This window comes from Paenibacillus sp. FSL E2-0190 (assembly GCF_037992965.1).
In the GTDB taxonomy this organism is placed as follows: Bacteria; Bacillota; Bacilli; order Paenibacillales; family Paenibacillaceae; genus Paenibacillus_AQ; species Paenibacillus_AQ odorifer.
In genome coordinates this window covers 3708385-3727190 of sequence record NZ_CP150306.1, presented here as the reverse complement: position 1 = coordinate 3727190, position 18806 = coordinate 3708385, and the positions used below count along the sequence as shown (strand labels likewise).

The window sequence follows — 18806 nt, the reverse complement described above, 5'->3', positions numbered from 1 at the left end:
TCTCCATTATAGATTATATCTATATAGATATACACTTTATATTGGTATTTTTTTCGTTCGCTTTACAAAGATAAGAAGTTTCTCTAACGAACGAGCTCTAGAATAAGAAGAGTCAGAGGGGCCAAGAAGTCCCGGACAACATATAACATATGCGTTTGATGAACTTTTACAGTAACCATGCATATGGGGGCCAAGCTCCACAACACCATGTTAAAGCTTTCGAAGCCAGTTTGGTATGAACTGATCAGGGAGCCATGCTAACAAACCATTTAGGAGGAGACAAAACAATGCAATTCAAAAAATCATGGATCATGACTTTGGCTTTAACAAGCGTACTGGCACTATCGGCTTGCGGTAACGGCGGGGCAAACAACACAGGAGGAAACGCTGCAGCAACTAACGAAGGAAGCGGCGGCGCTGAAATAAGTGGTTCGATTCTGGCTTCAGGTTCAACAGCATTACAACCCTTGGTTGAGCTGGTAGCAGAGAATTTCATGGATAAAAACACTGGCGTGGACATTCAAGTTCAAGGCGGTGGCAGTGGTACTGGTCTTACTCAAGTAGCTGAGAAACAAGTAGATATCGGAAACTCTGACGTATTCGCAGAAGAAAAATTAAAAGATGCAGATGCAGAAAAAGCAGCAGCACTCGTAGATCATCAAGTAGCAGTAGTAGCGATCGCAGCAGTATCTCATCCTGATGCTGGTGTGGATAGCTTGACTAAACAACAACTGGTGGACATTTTCACTGGTAAAATCACTAACTGGTCTGAAGTAGGCGGAGCGGATCAAAAAATCCAAATCATCAACCGTCCAGGCAGCTCCGGTACTCGTGCAACCTTTGAAAGCTTTGCACTTGGAACCAAAACAGAAGATATCCCAGGTTCGATTCAAGAAGATTCCTCCGGTACGGTTAAGAAAATGATCGGTGAAACTCCAGGGGCAATCGGATACCTTGCTCTTTCTTACCTGGATGATTCCATTAAAACACTTAGTCTTGACGGTGTAGAAGCATCTGTTGACAATGTTGTTTCTGGTAAATACCCAGTATGGGCTTACGAGCATATGTACACAAATGGTGAACCTAATGCAACAGTAAAAGCATTCCTCGACTTTTTCTTAACTGACGAAGTGCAAACAGGTGAAGTTGTTGAACTTGGATACATCCCAGCTGTTAAAATGCAAGTTGTTCGCGACGTTGCAGGAACTGTTACCGCTAAGTAATTTAATTCTAGGCAATGTTATTGATTAGAATCTCAAGTGATTAGAGGCGGATACATCTGCCTCTCTTTTCACTTTAGAAAGAGGGAGCAATTGAGGGTGAAACTAAAGAACTCACGATTCGAAAAACATCATATTGAAGATTTTGTTGGACGTACTTATATGTCCTTCTGTGTATTACTGTTGATAACAATCATTGTATCGATGGTATATTTTGTAGCGTCTAAAGGAATTTCAACCTTCACAAGTGGCAATGCTACAGTTTCTGAATTTCTCTTCGGTACAAAGTGGTCGCCTGAAGCGGATACGCCTTCCTTCGGAGCTTTTCCATTTATCTCGGGCTCCTTCCTGGTTACTTTGCTTGCCGCATTGATTGCTAGTCCACTTAGCTTATGCGCTGCGTTATTTATGACTGAGATTGTTCCAGGGTGGGGCAAAAAATTACTTCAACCTGTTATTGAGCTTTTGGCAGGGATTCCTTCGGTAGTATATGGTTTCATCGGATTAAGTGTAATTGTACCGTTTCTACGCAACAACCTGCCGGGCCAAGGCATCGGGGTAGCTGCAGGCGCGCTTGTGCTCTCGGTAATGATTCTTCCGACGATTACAAGCGTGGCTGCAGACGCGCTGGCTTCATTGCCGCAAAACTTAAAAGAATCTTCCTATGCGCTTGGTGCCACCCGGTGGCAGACGATTTCGCGGGTGATTATTCCAACAACCTTTCCTGCCATTATGACAGGGATTGTATTGGGAATGGCTCGTGCTTTCGGTGAAGCACTCGCTGTACAAATGGTTATCGGGAACGCGCCATTCGTACCAAAATCACTCTTTGAGTCAGCTTCTACCTTGACCAGTGTGATCACACTCGGTATGGGGAACACGACCATGGGCTCACCTCACAATAATGCACTGTGGAGTATGGCACTGGTTCTCATGCTGATGACTTTCGTATTTGTCTTCTTTGTGAGAATGCTTGAAAGGAGAAATAAAATTTGAAGCCGAGAACCGTAAATAAAATTGCCACCAGTCTTATTGTATTTTTCGCGATGCTCATCGTTGTCATTCTACTTGGACTTTTGGGATATATCCTCTTTAGAGGCTTAAGCCATATCAGTTGGGATTTTCTTTTCTCCGCACCGCAAAAAATTCGAGCAGGTGGAGGGATCGGACCGCAGCTATTTAACTCCTTATTCCTGTTGGTACTGACACTTATTATTACAGTTCCGCTTGGACTGGGTGCCGGTATTTATATGGCGGAATACGCTCGTCCCGGTAAGATTACCGGCTTTATTCGCTTGATTGTTGAAGTATTGTCATCTTTCCCTTCCATCGTAGTCGGCTTGTTTGGTCTATTGCTGATTGTTAACTATTTCAATCTGGGCTTCTCCTTAATCTCCGGTGCGCTGGCATTGACGGTCTTTAATCTGCCGCTGATGGTGCGGATTACAGAGCAAGCTTTCCGTAGTGTTCCAAAACAACAAAAAGAGGCTGGTTTTGCACTAGGATTGTCCAAGTGGAAAATTGTTACCTCGGTGTTGTTTCCGGTAGCATTACCAACAATTATTACAGGTACTATCTTGTCCGCTGGCCGTGTCTTTGGGGAAGCAGCTGCCTTGATGTTCACAGCAGGGATGAGTAGTCCAAGATTGGATTTCACCAACTGGAATCCACTTAGTGCGAATTCACCACTGAATCCCTTCCGTCCAGCGGAAACGCTGGCTGTCCACATTTGGAAGGTCAACAGTGAAGGTCTAGCTCCAGACGCTGCACAAATTGCTGCGGGAGCTTCGGCGGTGCTTGTAATTATGGTGTTAATCTTCAATCTGGCAGCACGTTATTTCGGAAGATTTATTTATCGTAAGCTTACAGCTTCAAAAAGAATGAACTAATCATACAAATTAAAGTAGAGATGTAGGAGGAGTAATCGATGGGAACGTCGGCAACAGCAGTGCGTGAATCTTTTCAAACCGAAGACCTGAGTATTTTTTACGGAACATATGAGGCAGTAAAGGGGATAAGCCTTCCATTTGCTGAAAATACGGTTACTGCACTGATCGGCCCCTCCGGCTGCGGTAAATCAACCTTTCTTCGTTCTTTGAACCGGATGAATGACGAAATTTCTGGCTCAAAAACAAAAGGAAGCATCTGGATTGATGGAGTGGATATTAATGCTCCGGGTACGGATGTGATTAAGCTGCGTCAGAAGATCGGGATGGTATGGCAAAAGCCAAATCCGTTCTATAAATCGATTTACGATAACATCGCTTTTGGACCTAAATATCATGGCATTAAAGGTAAAAAGGCTCTTGATGAGATTGTTGAGAGCAGTCTTCGCAAAGCAGCATTGTGGGATGAGGTAAAGGATCGTTTAAAAGATTCAGCGCTTGCACTTTCCGGTGGACAACAGCAGCGTCTTTGTATTGCTAGAGCGTTGTCGGTTAACCCGCAAATTCTGCTCTTGGACGAACCAGCATCAGCTCTAGACCCGGTCTCCACAGGTAAAGTAGAGGAGCTAATCAAGGAGTTAAAAGAAGAGCTTCGCATCGTTATTGTGACACATAATATGCAGCAGGCAGCTCGGATCTCTGATTATACTGCATACTTTTATCTTGGCTCCCTTGTCGAATATGATAAGACGGATAAAGTCTTTACCAATCCAGAGAATCAAATGACGCAAGAATATATCATGGGCCGATTCGGCTGAAGCTGTGAACATCGTTCCTTCAGGAACGGTGTTTTTTTTGTGAATTCAAAAGTTAATATGCAGAGAAACAATAACATCCGAAAGTTTCTGCGAAGTATATCGGTTGTTTTTATATGAAATTAACTGTGATTCGAATGGTTACCTGTTATTTGCAAAAGGTAGAAAGATGCTGTATCATTTGTGATAATGATTATCATTATTAATATATTAGGGAGTGGATCTTATGACGCAATCTCAACAGACTCAACAGAATAGTGTGGCCGAAATAATAAAAGAACGACGCTCGATTAAGCTTTTTAAAAAAGATCCACTTCCACAAGGCCTTTTAGAGGAATTATTAAATGTAGCGGTATGGGCACCGAATCATGGTGTGCGTGAGCCGTGGAGATTTATTGCCTTTCAAGGGGAAGGTTCGAAATTCCTAGCTGAATCTGCATTTGCTTTTGTAAAACGTGCTATAGCTGATCCAGAAGTGGCTGCTAAACGTAAAGAATATATCTCGAATATTCCATTAACAGTAATCGTAGTGATGCCTGAAGATCCTCGGCAGAGAGAGTGGGACGAGGATTTTGCAGCAGCGTCCGCACTTGTACAGAACTTCCAGCTCGCAGCTTGGGAGCAAGGTGTAGGGACAATTTGGAAGACTGATCCATACATCAACAACCCTGAATTCCGCACTAAAATTGGTGTGAAGCCCGGCGAAAAAATTGTAGCCATGATCCATGCCGGATATCCGGAGACTGTACCTGACAGCCGTCCACGCACAGACGCTTCGGAGCTGCTGAAGATCGTAGACTTCTATCCAGAGAATGGCGTAGTGGAATAAGGAAAGTCGAAGGCATTCGTATATTAAGAGCGGCGAAAGATCAAAAAGATCGAAAGATCATAAGCATCGAAAGATCAAAAGTATCCTTAGGGATGCTTTTTTTGTTGCTTTGACTAGCCGTAGTCGGGTGGGGGGGAGGGCTACTGGGTGCTGATCACGTTTCGTTGCTGGTTCCTCTGCTGATGTGGCTCAACCTTCTACTTACTTCCTAATGATCTCCTACTGACCTCCTGCGGGCTTCCTACTGATCTCCGTATCGGACTGTATTGCAGCTATTTGAGCTTTTTGAGTCATTTTGCCGATCTATCGGACCGCATAGCTCTTATTACCATGTAACTGTGCAGAATTGGTGTGGTTATGAGTAAATAGCTGCAACTGGGTCCGATAGCACGTCAATTAGCTGCAAATCTACGAAATAAGGACTCCTCAGTCCGATGCAACGGCGAATATGTGAACTAACTCCAAACTACCCAAACTAACTAAAGACCCTCAGTATGTTACGGACTGTATTGCAGCTATTTGAGCTTTTTGAGTCATTTTGCCGATCTATCGGACCGCATAGCTCTTATTACCTTGTAACTGTGCAGAATTGGTGTGGTTATCAGTAAATAGCTGCAACTGGGTCCGATAGCACGTCAATTAGCTGCAAATCTACGAAATAAGGACTCCTCAGTCCGATGCAACGGCGAATAAGTGAACTAACTCCAAACTAACCTAAACTACCCAAACTAACTAAAGACCCTCAAAATGTTACGGACTGTATAGCAGCTATTTGAGCTTTTTGAGTCATTTTGCAGATGTATCGGACCGCATAGCTCTTATTACCTTGTAGAGGCGCAGAATCTGTTTGGTTATGAGTAAATAGCTGCAATTGGGTCCGATAGCTCGCCTAAAAAGTGCGAATTGGAGAAATAAGGTCATCTGAGTCCGAACCATTGGCAAAAGTGTGCTTACATACTAGCAAAGGCGGCGAGTTAGGCATCGCAGCTGACTGGCTATGTACTCAGTTACAATCACTCTTCACCATTTGATCCAACGGTGGGGAGAAAAGTATTTCCTGACGGACAGGGAATGGAAAATGAAGTCTGGATCCTAATATGAAACGTTGATCTTAATAAGAAACGTCGATCCTAATATGACACGTCGATCCTAAAGTAAAACGTTGTCCCACCAATTAAATGCAATATATAATGTACATAATGACCGATATAGATTACAATGGTGGAAAATGGAATGCATCACAAACATTAAAGGGGGGTTATGGTGTGGGAGAGAACAAAAACATCAAGTTAAAGCTGGCTAGGATCCAAAAGAATCTTTCCCAAGAACAGTTAGCGGAAGTTGTAGGGGTTACACGGCAGACGATCGGCCTGATTGAAGCTGGTAACTATAACCCGACGATTAAGCTGTGCATAGCCATCTGCAAGGCGTTGGATACGTCATTAAACGATATTTTTTGGGAGGATTAGTTGTGAAAGGGCCAAAAATTAAAGACGAACGAATTATCACAGAAATTCAGAAGTTTAGTACGCACGGATTGTTGATTGTGTTAGTTGGATTTATGATCAGCCTTTTGGTAAAAGTATTTATCCTGGAGTGGGACATCAAATATTGGATAGATACTTTTGTGATTATGCTGTTAGGTTGTTTGTATGTTACCGTTCGTTGTGTCAAAGATGGGATATACCTGCTGCCAAGTAAGGAAGGAGAACTCAAACGGTTTAAGAAGATTCATTTAATATCGGGAGTTATCAGCACGATTATTTGGGCCACGCTAACATTTTTGCTTGATTTTAGAGAAGCGGATATTAGAAAAAATATATCGAGTACTCTCGTGGGGTCGGTTGTTTTTTTCATAGGGGTCACTTGGGCGATGTGGTACATAATTAATAAATCCAACAAAAATGCTGACAAGAACATTGAGAATTAAATATTAATATTAAAGATAACTACCTCTTGAAAAACTAATGTCATTAGTTTATATTTAAGCTAATACCATTAGTTTATCGGAGGGGTAAGGATGAGAGTAACACGTGAAGGTCATTTATTGCAGTTGACTTGGATGCCCAATTTTTTTCCAGTGAATTGTTACATTATTGAGGAAAATGATGGATTGACTTTAATAGATGCGGCTATGCCATTTAGTCTAAAAGGAATTATGGAGACTGAAGCGAAGCTAAATAAGAAGCTTACACGCATAATCTTAACGCATGCGCATGATGATCATATTGGGGCACTGGATGGACTGAAAAAGCAACGTCCAGAGGCTCAGGTGTACATCTCTGAGCGAGATTCGGCATTACTACGTGGAGATCGTTCACTTCGGGAAGGAGAACCTCAAACCCCTATTAAGGGAGGCGTGCCGAAGAAGATAGCTACCAAGCCAGATGTCCTTCTCCACGAAGGGGATACCATTGGCTCATTATCAGCGATTCACACTCCAGGACATACCCCCGGCTCTATGTCTTTCCTTGATTCACGCAGCGGTGCTGTAATCGTGGGGGATGCTCTTCAGACCTTCCGGGGAACTGCGGTGGCTGGAACCATCATCCCCCTGTTTCCTTTTCCAGCAATGGCTACATGGAATAAAGCTCAAGCTCTGAATAGTGCGATTAAGCTTCTAGAGTTATCTCCAGCTTTACTTGCTGTGGGTCACGGCAACTTACTTAAAGCGCCGAAGCAAGAGATGGAGAAAGCCATACGTAAGGCACAAATGATTCAGGATAGGAGTAATTAAATGTCACCTAGAGCAGGATTAGATCGTCACACGCTAGTGATTAGAGCAGCAGAAATTGCCGATGCTGAAGGTATAGAAGCTGTTACCTTGGCTGCACTAGCAGCTAAACTAGGTGTTCGTTCCCCGTCACTATATAACCATATAAATGGCCTGCAGGATTTGCGGACCGGGCTCGCCATTTACGGTTTAGAGTTATTATTTACATGCATGTCGAACGCAGCTGAGGGATTAAATGGAGATGCTGCTGTACACGCGATGGGCCGAGCATATGTGGATTTTGCTAGAAGTAGACCAGGTTTGTATGAGACTACACTACGAGCGCCTGAACAGGAGAACACGGAGCTTGAAGCGGCTGGTGAGCATATTTTGCAGTTTATAATTCAGGTGATGAAGAGTTATCAATTAGGTGAAGAAGGAGAACTTCATGCCGTAAGGGGATTACGGAGTATTCTACATGGATTCGCCTCATTGGATCAAAAGGGTGGATTTGGTATGGCGCTCGATACTAACGAGAGTCTAACCCGCTTGATTAGCACTTTTATAACCGGAATTGGAAATATGAAATCAGATTAAATTAGATCTAGGAGATGATGAACAAATGGGTCAGGAATACGAACAAGGTAGTGTCACCACTTATGGGGAAACAGCAGAGATTATTGCGAAATTGGGGATTTTACCGCTTGCTGCGCTGATTCCCGGGCACCCGTCTTTAAACGGCTTAACTAAGCCCGAGAATTGGCATACTGGAACAGATTTAGATCCGTGGTCATGGCGTGCGCAGTTTCCAGGTGAGGGTCTTGCAGGATACGGAAAGTTTATTAAAAAAAAGGCTATTTTGGTCTCAAGGGAGTGGTTTCCGGCATTTGTAGCAGCAGTAGGCAGTACCAAATCTATTGAAGAGCGGTATAAGGATGGGTTGGCTAGTAAAGAAGCTGTGACCTTACTGCAGATTGTTCGTGAACATGAAGGCATTGATACACGTAAACTTCGGGCAGAGGCTGATATGAAGGCAAAAGAAAAGAAAACAGCCTTCGATAACGCGGTTACTGAGCTTCAAGGATCGTTAGATATGGTGATCTCAGGCATTAAGCAACGCCTGAATGATGAAGGTGAAGTAAATGGCTGGAGCAGCACCTCGTTCGAGACGGTCAGTCACTGGATGTCAGATAACGGTCTATCCGCTTTTGAAGGGGATAGAGAAGAGGCCAGAGCTTGGATACAAACGAAGATGAACGGGGTATGGTCGCCAACAGCAATAGCTTGGACAAACAAAGCATTCTCATGGAATTAATAAAACGGTTAATCACTGCTCCATAGAGAGTGATTAACCGTAAGCGTTTTCCAATAAAATTTTATCCATCACATTAAGGTTCCAACATAGGCGCCAAGTAAGCAATCAGGAAATACAAGAATCCAAAAAGCAGCATAACATAGGCAGTGTATTTAATAGCATTAGATGCAACAATTCTTGAATCTACCGGTGGTTGAATTTCTAGCTGTTCTTCTTCGAGGCTGTCAACTTCTTTGGATACTGGGTCTCTCAACATGATAATCCCCTCCTTGGAAATTCAATCCTTAACTGTATTGTGACATATTTGTGAACGGAAATCAACAATAGTGTGAACAAATATTGAACTTTTATTCAAATTTGGGCATTTTACCACCTGAAATGTTGCTGTTAAAACAAAAACAACCCGCTTACTCTCTAATTAGAGAGCTAAGCGGGTTGTTTGAAGTTGGTTCTATCTAGGATCTAACGGGTGTTGTTTATACCTTAAGCCCAATCCCCATTACGGAAGATAGGTACTGTTGTTCCATCATCGTTAATTCCGTCAATATTCATTTCAGGTGAGCCCATCATAAAGTCAACATGGGTATGGCTTTGATTCATTCCTTTTTCCAACAGCTGTTCTTTAGTCATCGTAATTCCTTCTTGAATTGTGAAGGCATAAGCTGCACCTAAAGCCAAATGACAGGAGGCATTCTCATCATACAATGTAGTGTAATAAAGAATACCGCTCTCAGAAATCGGAGAGTGGAAAGGCACCAAAGCAACTTCACCAAGATAGGAAGAGCCTTCATCCAGTGCGATTAGTGATGCCAAAGTTTCTGCGCCTTCTTCAGCAGTAAAATCAATCACTTTACCGTTCTCAAAGGTCAGCGTGAAGTTATTGATTAGATTGCCGCCGTAGCTAAGTGGCTTAGTGCTGCTCACTTTACCATTAATACCAGACTTCAGAGGGGCAGTAAACACTTCTTCCGTAGGAATATTGGCTAAGAAAGGGACGCCCTTACCGTTCACAGCTCCAGCCTGACACCAGATGTGTCCTTCCGGCAACTCAATAGTTAAATCTGTACCAGGTGCTGTATAGTGCAGCTTGCGAAACTTACTTTCATTCAAGGAAGCGCAACGAGTTTTGAGTCCATCTAAATGGCGGCTCCATGCTTCAATAGGATCTTCCTGATCCGCACGTGTGGCTTTAAAGATGGCGTCCCATAATAGTTCAACCTGCTGCTCTGATGGAGCGTCAGGGAACACTTTTGCTGCCCAAGAGGCTGATGGGAAGGCAAGGCCGCTCCAGCTCGCATGATTCCCCATTAAGTACTCACGATAAGGTGCTAGGGTCTGCCCAGAGATACGTTGATTATCGGCAATTCTTCCAGGTTCAACGCCTTTTAAAAGATCTGGGTCAGCGGAGATAATGGTTAGAAATGCGGCTCCCTTTTTAGCAAGATCCTCTAATTCATCGGCTTGCCACTGCGGCGGCTCCAGGAAGGAATCGGATGGAGCAAGATCATAACGTGTACGTAATACAACTTCATCACTATAATTTACCTTTACAAGTCTCGCGCCGGCTTCATAGGCTTTACGAACCACAAGTCGCACAAGCTCTGCGGATACAATATCTGCATTCACAACGAGTGTCTGACCCGGTTGAATATTAACGCCAATCTTCACGGCCAGCAATGCGTAATTCTCCAGCTTTTGCTTGAAATCCAACATAGTTTCTATTCCTCCCAATATCCTGTATCTCTTGTGTGCTTAAATTAGAACGCCCAGTTTCCATTCAGGAAGACAGGTTCTTCAGTTCCATCAGCAGTTATCCCGTAAATGTTCATCTCAGCTGACCCGATCATGAAATCCACATGGGTTACACTATTGTTGAGACCATGCTCAATTAACTGCTCTGGATTCATGTCTTTACCGCCTTCTAAACAGAAGGCATAAGCCATACCTATAGCAAGGTGATTAGAAGCATTTTCGTCAAACAATGTGTTGTAATAAAGAATGTTGGATTCAGAAATAGGGGATTTATGAGGAACCAAGGCAACCTCCCCTAAGTATTTCGCTCCTTCATCCATGCTAATGAGGTGCTCTAGCGCTTCTTGACCTTGCTCAGCAGTAACACTTACAATACGGCCGTTCTCAAAGCTAATAGAGAAGCCATCGATGATGTTGCCGCCATGACTAAGTGGCTTAGTGCTTCTTACAGTGCCATTAACACCAGTCTTTAGTGGTGCAGTGAAGACTTCTTCGGTAGGCATATTGGCTACAAAAGAATGACCTTTTGCATTAATGCTGTCTCCTTGTGCCCAGATATGGCCTTCAGGAAGCTCGATGCTAAGGTCAGTGCCAGGTGCTATGTAATGCAGCTTTTTATATTTTTTTGCATTGAGTACATTCGCTTTTTGCTCCAAGGTGTCAAGATGCTCCTGCCATGCAGCTACTGGATCTTCACGGTCAAGACGCACGGTGTGGAAAATGGCTTCCCAGAGTTTATCTACACGTTCTTCGGCTGGAACCTCAGGGAATACTTTATCCGCCCAAGCTTGACAAGGAACAGCTACAATACTCCAGCTCACTTTGTCGGACATTTGCATTTCACGATATTTGGTGAGGGCAGCTCCTCGTACTTTTTGAAAATTGGAGATACGTACTGGATCAATACCTTTAAGTGCATCAGGATCTTCAGCGATCACGTTAAGGATAGCCGCACCTTTTTCGGCGAATTCAGTCATTTCACCTGCGTACCAAGTAGGAGGCTGAGTGAATACCTCTGGTGCAGCGTGTTCAAACTGTTGGCGTGTAATGCTTGCATCACTCCAGTTCACCTTAACTAAACTTGCTCCGATAGCATATGCCTTAGCGGTAATTAGACGTACGAAATCAGCGGCAAGAATCGGTGCATTCACCACTAGAATTTGCCCGGGTTGAACATTAACACCTATTTGTACAGCTAAATCTGCATATTTACTAAGCTTAGCCTGAAAATCAGTCATTGTAATTTCCTCCATTTACTAATAGTTTAGTACTTTACAAGCATTGTACTAAATTATTAACCGCCGGATGAAAAAAGTCAATTACGTGGAATTTACAGTGCAAAGAGAAGGAATTACATTCATTTCAATGATATACTGAAAGGGTAGCTGATTTGATGATAGGAAGGAAGATAAGTGGATGAATTTAGAGATCGTAAGTGCTGAAATGAGCCGTAAAGAAGATAAAAGTTATGTAGGGAGGACTGTATTCACTCTCGAAAATCATAAGGCTCCATATGAAATTACTTTCTTCAGTACAAGAGGAACGGAATGGGATTACAGTCTAAGCTTTGCGGGTGAGCCTGGGAGCGAGGAACAGTTCTTAGAAACGGATGCATTGCTGGAGAATAACGATGATGTGTACAACCAGTTGCTGGATGCTGCACTTGATCAACAAGAAATCGTGGAAGAACAATAATATTATTGATATGACGCCAGCGGCATTATGGTAGCCGCTGGCCATATCATGATTATCCAATCGTTATCTTACCTTCTGGGTAACGGTACAGTTCTTTACTACCTTTTGGTTTCAAAGCATAAGCAAGTGTAAGTGGTCCGGTCCGGCCCATAAACATCAGGATAATCACTAGAACCTTTCCTGCCGTAGTCAGTTCCGGAGTAAGGCCCATAGATAAGCCTGAGGTTCCAAAAGCAGATACAGCTTCAAAAAGTACAGTTAGAAATTCAGCGCTCTCGGTTAAGGATAATAACATCGTAGCGATGACAAGCAGCATAAGAGACATTAATGTGATAGTAAGGGCTCTATATACATTTTCTTTAGCGATCCGGTGGCGGAACATTACAATATCTTCTTTCCCCCGTAATCGCGCAGCTACTGCAGTAACCAGTACGGCGAATGTAGTGATCTTGATACCTCCACCCGTCGACCCAGGTGCAGCTCCGATAAACATCAATAGAATCATTAGAAATTGCGTGGATTGCCGTAAAAGTGGAACTTCAATGGTGGTGACACCACCAGATCGCGGAGTTACCGCTTGTAAAAAGGTCGCCCAAAACTTTCCGCTTGCACTCAAGGGCTTCAGCGAAGAATTAAACTCCAGTAAAAAAAACAGCCCCGCACCAATAACAATCAATATAAGAGAAGTCCAAAGAACAACCTTTGAATGAAGAGTGAGTCTTCTGCGTTTAGGAAAGTCCATAAGATCAGACAGAACGATAAAACCAATCCCTCCAAGAAATATGAGACTCATTGAGGTAAAGTTAACAATGGGATCATTTACAAAACGAGTAAGTCCGCTAAACGGCCCATGAATATCACCGAAGAGATCAAAGCCTGCATTATTAAAGATAGATATACTGTGGAAAATCCCATAATATGCTGCTTTCCCAAAGGGCATATCCATCATAAACCTTCCAGCAAACAACACGGCCCCCGACAGCTGAATAACAAGAGAATAGATCAGGACTCTACGGATTAAGAGTACAATTCCCTGCATCGAATTTTGGTTCATGGATTCTTGCAAAAGGATTCGCTCTTTCAAGGATATCCGTTTATTAAGGACCAAGGTAATCAAAGTAGCCATCGTTACAAAGCCTAATCCTCCGATTTGAAATAAAATGAGTAGAACAACTTGTCCGAAGGTAGTTAGCTGAGTTCCCGTATCAATGACCGCAAGGCCTGTTACACAAGTGGCTGAAGTCGCCATAAACAAGGCATCGATAAAGGATATTTGTCCGGATGTTGAGGAGACCGGGAGACTAAGCAGAAAAGTCCCGGCAGTGATAAGGATTAAGAATCCTAGTGATAAAACTTTGGGCGGGGTCATTTTAAAACCACCGAAGTTCAGGTTAGCCAATGTAATTCTCCTGACGTACGTGATATTGGAGTAATGCTCACAGAATTATAACACAACTTACCAGCCCTTCCCTAAATGGAGGGAGGTAATTGACATATTTTATCGAATTATTCTAGAATAACACCCTATCCGTCAACTTAAAAGAGGAGGCTTTCTTAATGATGATAAGTCCGATTCTGAATCAGATTGGTGCTGTTTTTATTCCGGTAAAGGATATTGAGAAATCAAAACAATGGTATTGCCAATTGCTTGGACTCCCATTAGATGGAGAGGTATTATTCGGTCATTTATATGTTGTCCCTATGCAGGGACCGGGCATCGTTTTGGACAGTAAGATTTACACCGCTGAATCTGTTCTAAACATCCCTTCGTTTCATCTTAACACCGAGGATATTGATGCTGCTTATGATTATGTAAAGGCCAACGGAGGAGAGATTCTCACGGATATTGAGCATGATCATTGGTTTAATTTTAAAGATCCCGATGGAAATGTGATCATGGTCTGTCGTTGTTAATCGTTGTATAGAAGGGAGTAGACGAATGATAAGAGAAGCTAGGACCGAAGACGCTACCTACATTGAAGAACTTTATCGGATTTTGCTGCCTGAGCATCCAGCTATTCATGTATCTCCTGAGCGGCTGAAGCAGATAGCAGATCATCCGGAGAGTTTTCTATATGTGTGCGAAGAACAAGAAACAATTGTCGGGTCGTTACATCTTCATTTTTGTATGGATGCTTTGTGTGACGATAGGCCCTTTGCTGTCATAGAAAGAGTCATTGTGGCTGAAAAAGTACGAGGAAAAGGGTATGGCGCAATGCTAATGAGACATGCCGAGAATGTAGCGATCTCCAAGGGAGCCCTTAAGATTATGTTATCAAGTGCTGCAAAGAGAGAAGAAGCGCATCGTTTCTACGAAATTCTTGGTTATGATAGCAGCTCCAGCAAGGTATTCAAGAAGTATTTATAGTTATTTACGATTGGAAGTGATGATATGATGGTTACACTTAGAGAACTGGTGCCGGAGGATGCAGGTGAACTGCTTCGACTTCAGCATCAGTTAGACCAAGAGTCCAAATTTATGTTATTGGAACCGGATGAAAGACAAGCTAGTCTTTGTCAGGTCAAAGAAATGCTCGAAAGCTTTCTGGCAGCAGAAACTTCAATTCTTATAGGGGCAGAGGTTGACGATCATTTGGCAGGTTACTTGTCTGTTAGAGGTGGAAGTGTTAGACGCAATAGACATAGCGCGTACATAGTGATTGGGATTCAGAAACAATATCAGGGGAATGGGATTGGGGCTGGCCTGTTCCGTGAGATGGACATCTGGGCTATGAACAATGGGATTGTTCGTCTTGAGTTATCCGTCATGACCCATAATCAAGCTGCTTTGGGGCTGTATACCAAGAGCGGGTTTGAAATCGAAGGGACGAAGCGGAAATCTCTTATTGTCGATGGTGAGTGGGTGGATGAGTATTATATGAGCAAAATTCTCCAAAAAGAAAAAAGGATAGAGTGTCAGATTTAATCTGATGACCCTATCCTTTTTTTTTATGAATAAAGGTTATGATTTCGTGATTTATGATGATTCAGTGTTGCTTGATTGTTCGATAACAACTTCAACCTTGCGGACACGGTATCTGTTCATCTCGCGGATGGTCAATGTTACATGGTCACGAACAATACTTTTGCCAATGGCTGGATCTGCGATATGACTGTATACCCAGCCTCCAACTGTGGTCACTTCTTCATCTTCGAAATCAAGCCCTGTAAGATCCTTGACCTCTAACAGAGATACCTTACCGTCGAACAGATAGTTGGTATCGCTTATTTTTTCGACTTCTCTGCGTTCATCACCGTCAAACTCGTCACGGATTTCACCAACGATTTCTTCCAAAATATCTTCAATCGTGATGAGACCGGATGTTCCACCATATTCATCAAGCAGCAAGGCAATATGCACACGCTCCAACTGCATACGAGTTAGAAGATTCTTGACCGGTGTCACCTCAGATACTGTCAGTACGGGTTGAATTAAGCTATGAAAATCAAAATCAGGATTGTTATCATACTGCAAATAGAGCTGTTTCGTGTTGATCATTCCGATAATATTATCCTTGCTGCCTTGTGCCACAGGGAAACGAGTATATTGCTCCTTGCGGATAATTTCGAAATTTTCTTTCAACGAATGATTGGTGAAAAGACATACCATATCGGTTCGCGGAACCATGATTTCTTTGGCGAGCATCTCATCAAAAGTAAAGATTCGGTTAACATAGCCATATTCGGCTTTATTGATTTTCCCGCTTTCGTAACTCTCGGACAGGATCAAACGAATCTCATCTTCACTATGCGCGTCTCCATGCTCACTAGCTGGTTTCATCCCAAAAAGACGAACAAGCATATTAGCGGAACCGTTCATGAACCAAATGAGAGGGTACAAAATTCTGTAGAACCAAATAATCAGCGGTGAAGTAATTTGACCGATTTTTTCCGGAATGTTTATAGCTGCCGTCTTCGGAGCAAGTTCTCCGACAACGACGTGCAAGAATGTTGCAATGATGAATGCGAGTAAAAACGCAAGAGGGTGACTCACACTAGAACTGATATTGGCCCAGTCGAAAATAGGAAGCAATAACTGTTCGAATGCAGGCTCTGCCAGTGCACCAATACCCAGCGCAGTGATAGTAATCCCGAGCTGACAAGCGGATAAATAGCCATCAAGATTAGCGGATACCTTCTGTACTGCCAAGGCATTCTTCTTTCCGTCAAGCACCATTTGACTGATCTGGCTACCTCTAAGTCTCACCAATGCAAATTCTGTTGCTACAAAAAAAGCGGTTAAAATAATCAAAATAACCACCAACGTCAAACTAAGTCCTATACCCATATAATCTTTACCATCCCTTTCGTTCCTAAAATAGGTTATACTCATTATTATGAGTTCTTATGAACTATTCTACGAACTTTTCAGTAAAATATCAAATGGTGGAGGGAAACAGATATGGAATCATTTGCATTGACTCGTGTGGAGATGTCCAGTCTACTGCTCTCATTGACCGGATTGTCAGACCGGAAACCGCTGAATATCCTCCAAGAGGCATGGGCAAAGTTTCACCGTGAAGAATTACAAAAGGGGACTTCGTTACCCGCTTTTTTATCAACCAATGTTCCACCCATATTACAAAAGATCATTAAAGGTGGCCATGTAAAAGGCTTTTCACTTGGTGAAATTGCTTCATTGGGCCATCTTATAGAGTATTCCACATTGACCGTCACAGCTATGCAAAATTGGGTCAAGCGCGACTTCAAGGAATATCTCGGTTCGCCTAAAGAAGGAAAGAAATATTCGGTTAATCAGGCGGCGCTTTTGTTTATTATCGATGATCTCAAATCCGCTCTTAACTTTGAAAGTATCCGCCAACTGTTCCAGCTAATGTTCCTAAAGCCGGATCGCGATGATGATGATCTAATTGAACCGGCCAAGCTGTATTACGCCTATGCAGGGCTTTTTGAGGAGATCAAAAGCAATCCATCGATTCAGACGCAATGTAAAGTAGATCAAGTGTTGCACAAGGAGTTCTCTTGGAAAGAAGATACCTCGTTAAAAAGCTCTATAGATCGTGTAATTAACCGGCTGACACATTTATCGAGAGCGCAGAGAGAATCCGTTCGTAATATGCTGCTTATCGCCACAATTTCTGTGCAGACCTGTTATTTTCAATCGCTGGCTAGGCAATACTTTAATGCTGCTTTATTTCTTGATTTTTGAGCACTTCAATTTTAAAATGTATAAGTGAAACAATCAAAAGTAAGTTTATTGGTTAACAGGTTGAAATAAGGGGGCTTCGATGTGAATCAAATGACACTGCTGCGGAATCCGAAACAAAGGAAATTACTCTTCAGCGCTGGCTTGAGCTGGATGTTCGATGCGATGGACGTCGGAATGATTTCTTTTGTTGTAGCAGCTTTAGCTAAGGATTGGAATCTGGGACCGGAGCAGATCGGTATATTGACTAGTATTAATTCCGTCGGTATGGCAGTAGGTGCTGCAGCGGCAGGGATATTAGCAGACCGCTTTGGCCGTAAACCGATATTGCTGTGGACACTCCTTATTTTCTCGGCGGCAAGCGGATTATCTGCATTTGCAACAGGCTTTACGATCCTCTGTGTGCTTCGTTTTATTGCTGGGTTTGGTCTTGGCGGAGAGCTGCCTGTCGCTTCTACCTTGGTCTCAGAGAGCATGCCTGCTCAGGAGAGAGGCCGTGCGGTTGTGCTTTTGGAGAGCTTTTGGGCAGTCGGTTGGATTGCTTCGGCATTAATCGCGTTCTTCATTATCCCTGATTATGGCTGGCGTATAGCTTTCGGAATTGGGGCTGTACCTGCACTCTACGCTTTATATCTAAGACGGGCGATTGATGATTCACCGAAATTTGCTGAGATTAAAAAGGCACCCGTTTCCTTAAAGAAACGAATCGCTACCGTATGGTCGCCGGAATATCGCCGTTCTACAATTATGTTGTGGATTTTATGGTTTACGGTGGTGTTCTCGTATTATGGCATGTTTCTATGGCTGCCTACAGTTATGGTACTTAAAGGCTTCAGCTTGGTCAAAAGCTTCGAGTATGTGCTTATTATGACGCTCGCTCAGCTGCCTGGATATTTTACTGCCGCTTACTTTATTGAAAAGTTCGGACGTAAATTTGTCCTAGTCATCTATATGCTGTTCACTGCAGTTAGCGCTGCATGGTTCGGAAATGCGACTACTGAAGGCATGCTGATGGCTGCAGGAATTTGTTTATCCTTCTTCAATCTTGGCGCTTGGGGTGGCATGTATGCTTATACGCCAGAGCTGTACCCAACGGCTATTCGTTCCACAGGCGCTGGTTTAGCAACTTCCTTTGGCCGGATTGGGGGCATTATCGCACCTTTGCTGGTAGGGGTTCTAGTAGGTAAATCTATGGCGATTGGCTCGATCTTTATGCTATTTTTTGTAACGATTATTATCGGTGCATTAGCGGTATTGTTCCTTGGCAAAGAAACAAAGGGAACCGAGCTTCTCTAAAGTGTGATTCTGCATTACATACTTGATGTTAATCTATCAACAATGCTAAAATATCAAGAAGAAACGATGTTGTCGTCCTGTATGGATGACCACTATTCACGTAAGAACAAAACGGTTC

21 protein-coding genes are annotated in these 18806 nt (G+C 43.0%); 16 read left to right on the top strand and 5 right to left on the bottom strand.

From position 1 onward, the window contains the following. The first annotated feature begins 287 nt into the window (after window positions 1-287). From NST25_RS16195 to NST25_RS16150, 10 genes are all read left to right on the top strand, one after another. Window positions 288-1223, top strand: a complete 936-nt coding sequence (locus NST25_RS16195) for a phosphate ABC transporter substrate-binding protein PstS family protein (RefSeq protein ID WP_076126671.1) — start codon at window positions 288-290, stop codon at window positions 1221-1223. A gap of 90 nt (window positions 1224-1313) precedes the next feature. Then, window positions 1314-2216: a phosphate ABC transporter permease subunit PstC gene (gene pstC / locus NST25_RS16190; RefSeq protein ID WP_036687519.1), complete on the top strand. Its 903-nt coding sequence runs from the start codon at window positions 1314-1316 to the stop codon at window positions 2214-2216. After that, on the top strand, window positions 2213-3109 hold the full coding sequence (pstA, locus tag NST25_RS16185; protein WP_076184366.1) for a phosphate ABC transporter permease PstA: 897 nt from the start codon (window positions 2213-2215) through the stop codon (window positions 3107-3109). Before pstC ends, pstA begins: the two co-directional genes overlap by 4 nt. Before the next feature lie 38 nt (window positions 3110-3147). Further along, window positions 3148-3924 (top strand): phosphate ABC transporter ATP-binding protein PstB, encoded by a 777-nt coding sequence (pstB, locus tag NST25_RS16180; RefSeq protein ID WP_036687516.1) that lies wholly within the window; start codon window positions 3148-3150, stop codon window positions 3922-3924. Between the two features lie 223 nt (window positions 3925-4147). Beyond that, window positions 4148-4750 carry a nitroreductase gene (locus NST25_RS16175; RefSeq protein WP_076099095.1) on the top strand — a complete coding sequence of 201 codons (603 nt, stop codon included), beginning with the start codon at window positions 4148-4150 and terminating at the stop codon, window positions 4748-4750. A 1265-nt stretch (window positions 4751-6015) separates the two neighbouring features. Next, the gene (locus NST25_RS16170; RefSeq protein WP_036676881.1) at window positions 6016-6219 is read left to right on the top strand and encodes a helix-turn-helix transcriptional regulator; all 204 of its coding nucleotides are present in this window, start codon (window positions 6016-6018) and stop codon (window positions 6217-6219) included. A gap of 2 nt (window positions 6220-6221) precedes the next feature. Continuing rightward, on the top strand, window positions 6222-6680 hold the full coding sequence (locus tag NST25_RS16165) for a DUF6773 family protein (protein WP_076280399.1): 459 nt from the start codon (window positions 6222-6224) through the stop codon (window positions 6678-6680). 90 nt (window positions 6681-6770) lie between these two features. Next, window positions 6771-7487, top strand: coding sequence for an MBL fold metallo-hydrolase (locus NST25_RS16160; protein WP_076277593.1), 717 nt, complete (start codon window positions 6771-6773; stop codon window positions 7485-7487). Next, a complete protein-coding gene (locus tag NST25_RS16155) occupies window positions 7488-8060 on the top strand; it encodes a TetR/AcrR family transcriptional regulator (RefSeq protein ID WP_076218060.1) in 573 nt (190 codons plus the stop codon). Window positions 8061-8085: 25 nt separating this feature from the next. Beyond that, a complete protein-coding gene (locus tag NST25_RS16150) occupies window positions 8086-8778 on the top strand; it encodes a hypothetical protein (protein WP_076190238.1) in 693 nt (230 codons plus the stop codon). A gap of 73 nt (window positions 8779-8851) precedes the next feature. Here NST25_RS16150 and NST25_RS16145 read toward each other — a convergent pair whose 3' ends face one another. The 3 genes from NST25_RS16145 to NST25_RS16135 form a co-directional block, all read right to left on the bottom strand. Beyond that, window positions 8852-9034, bottom strand: coding sequence for a hypothetical protein (locus NST25_RS16145; protein ID WP_076126661.1), 183 nt, complete (start codon window positions 9032-9034; stop codon window positions 8852-8854). 227 nt (window positions 9035-9261) lie between these two features. Beyond that, window positions 9262-10491: an aminopeptidase gene (locus NST25_RS16140; RefSeq protein ID WP_076126659.1), complete on the bottom strand. Its 1230-nt coding sequence runs from the start codon at window positions 10489-10491 to the stop codon at window positions 9262-9264. 44 nt (window positions 10492-10535) lie between these two features. Continuing rightward, window positions 10536-11768, bottom strand: coding sequence for an aminopeptidase (locus NST25_RS16135; protein WP_038571402.1), 1233 nt, complete (start codon window positions 11766-11768; stop codon window positions 10536-10538). A gap of 178 nt (window positions 11769-11946) precedes the next feature. Between NST25_RS16135 and NST25_RS16130 the strand changes: the two genes are divergently transcribed. Then, window positions 11947-12225: a hypothetical protein gene (locus tag NST25_RS16130; RefSeq protein ID WP_076126655.1), complete on the top strand. Its 279-nt coding sequence runs from the start codon at window positions 11947-11949 to the stop codon at window positions 12223-12225. A 52-nt stretch (window positions 12226-12277) separates the two neighbouring features. Here the strand turns inward: NST25_RS16130 and NST25_RS16125 are convergent, their stop codons facing one another. Next, the gene (locus tag NST25_RS16125) at window positions 12278-13594 is read right to left on the bottom strand and encodes a TrkH family potassium uptake protein (RefSeq protein WP_076126802.1); all 1317 of its coding nucleotides are present in this window, start codon (window positions 13592-13594) and stop codon (window positions 12278-12280) included. Window positions 13595-13785: 191 nt separating this feature from the next. On the opposite strand from NST25_RS16125, the gene NST25_RS16120 reads away from it, so the two are divergent. Genes NST25_RS16120 through NST25_RS16110 form a run of 3 tightly spaced genes read left to right on the top strand, consistent with a single transcriptional unit; the run spans window position 13786 to window position 15151 of the window. Next, the gene (locus NST25_RS16120) at window positions 13786-14139 is read left to right on the top strand and encodes a VOC family protein (RefSeq protein ID WP_036677380.1); all 354 of its coding nucleotides are present in this window, start codon (window positions 13786-13788) and stop codon (window positions 14137-14139) included. A gap of 25 nt (window positions 14140-14164) precedes the next feature. Beyond that, window positions 14165-14593 (top strand): GNAT family N-acetyltransferase, encoded by a 429-nt coding sequence (locus NST25_RS16115; protein WP_076126653.1) that lies wholly within the window; start codon window positions 14165-14167, stop codon window positions 14591-14593. Window positions 14594-14617: 24 nt separating this feature from the next. Beyond that, window positions 14618-15151, top strand: coding sequence for a GNAT family N-acetyltransferase (locus NST25_RS16110; RefSeq protein WP_076126651.1), 534 nt, complete (start codon window positions 14618-14620; stop codon window positions 15149-15151). Between the two features lie 51 nt (window positions 15152-15202). Here NST25_RS16110 and NST25_RS16105 read toward each other — a convergent pair whose 3' ends face one another. Next, complete coding sequence (locus NST25_RS16105) at window positions 15203-16513, bottom strand: hemolysin family protein (RefSeq protein ID WP_076126650.1); 1311 nt, start codon at window positions 16511-16513, stop codon at window positions 15203-15205. A gap of 114 nt (window positions 16514-16627) precedes the next feature. Here NST25_RS16105 and NST25_RS16100 point away from each other — a divergent pair, with 114 nt between their 5' ends. Next, window positions 16628-17395, top strand: coding sequence for a DUF1836 domain-containing protein (locus tag NST25_RS16100; RefSeq protein ID WP_036676915.1), 768 nt, complete (start codon window positions 16628-16630; stop codon window positions 17393-17395). A gap of 81 nt (window positions 17396-17476) precedes the next feature. Next, window positions 17477-18688, top strand: a complete 1212-nt coding sequence (locus NST25_RS16095) for an MFS transporter (protein ID WP_340391811.1) — start codon at window positions 17477-17479, stop codon at window positions 18686-18688. Window positions 18689-18806 lie beyond the last annotated feature (118 nt).